At 39.8% G+C, this 1,110-nt stretch carries 2 protein-coding genes and 1 pseudogene; 2 read left to right on the forward strand and 1 reads right to left on the reverse strand.

What is annotated here, in order from left to right; translation table 11 throughout:
* Both groEL and AC6I5A_RS04400 read left to right on the forward strand, forming a co-directional pair.
* A pseudogene (gene groEL, locus AC6I5A_RS04395) lies at positions 1–181 on the forward strand (chaperonin GroEL); the annotation flags it as partial.
* A gap of 280 nt (positions 182–461) precedes the next feature.
* Positions 462–827 carry a sulfite exporter TauE/SafE family protein gene (locus AC6I5A_RS04400; RefSeq protein ID WP_034612192.1) on the forward strand — a complete coding sequence of 122 codons (366 nt, stop codon included), beginning with the start codon at positions 462–464 and terminating at the stop codon, positions 825–827.
* Positions 828–892: 65 nt separating this feature from the next.
* Here AC6I5A_RS04400 and AC6I5A_RS04405 read toward each other — a convergent pair whose 3' ends face one another.
* Positions 893–1,081, reverse strand: coding sequence for a nucleoside triphosphate pyrophosphohydrolase family protein (locus AC6I5A_RS04405; RefSeq protein WP_034612194.1), 189 nt, complete (start codon positions 1,079–1,081; stop codon positions 893–895).
* Between the last annotated feature and the right edge of the window lie 29 nt (positions 1,082–1,110).

The raw sequence follows: 1,110 nt of genomic DNA on the forward strand, positions 1-1,110 counted from the left end.
TGCCGCCGGTATCGTTGACCCGGCGAAAGTCACACGTTCAGCTCTGCAAAATGCGGCTTCTATTGCCGCTATGCTTCTGACCACCGAATGTTTGATCACAGACCTACCGTCCAAGAGTAGCGGGGTACCTGATATGGGCGGCATGGGCGGCGGCATGGGCGGTATGGGCGGCATGATGTAGAAAAGGGTTAACATTCCCTTAATTAGTGCACGTCCGATGTGATCACCGCATAAAATGCTCACATTTTGCTCACATTGACTGGTTTCTTATAAGAGACGTTTTCATTAGTTTCCTAAACCTATGAGACGTCTCTTTCTTATTGGCTTTATCACTATTCCTGCATTTCATTGCAGGAATTTTATTTAATAGTGGCGAATTAAGGAAGCGAAAGAAAGATGAAGATATGTGCCTGAGAGATCAAGATAAGTCCCTACTGAAGGAAATGGGGTAACATAATATTATGTTAAATATTATTTTATTTATTATAATTGGTTTTGCGGCTGGAGTTTTAAGCGGTTTATTTGGAATAGGCGGCGGGATAATTATTATTCCTGCGCTAACTTATATTATTGGTTTTACTCAATTAAAGGCCCAAGGGACTTCACTTGCCATACTTTTACCACCTGTAGGTATCTTAGCTTTTTTAGAATATTATAAGAAAGGAAATGTAGATATAAAGGCAGGAATTATTATATGTATAACCTTATTATTAGGGGCTATGTTAGGGGGTAAAATTGCTCAGTATATCTCTCCGTATGCTTTAAAAAAAGGTTTTGCAATTCTTTTAATGATAGTTTCTATAAAAATGTTAATTGATAAAGGATAATGATTAATATTGCGCAAGAGACCTCCGGACGCGTGAGGTCTCTATTATTGGACATATGCAAGGCCTCAGCTCAATTGCTGAGGCCCCTTTGGAATATTGACATGTATTTCATTAATGAGTTCTCCGCATTCTTCGATGGGCTTAGTCATTTGTGGTTCTGCTTCATAATGTTCAACCGCTTCCCGCAAAACATGTTCTTTGCCGTTAGTTTCCCCGATCATCCAGCGTTGTTTTGTTTCTCCGCACTCTCTCACTTAAACTTCCTCCTTATAGGTAATAAGGC

Source organism: Desulfosporosinus sp. Tol-M2, assembly GCF_059735615.1.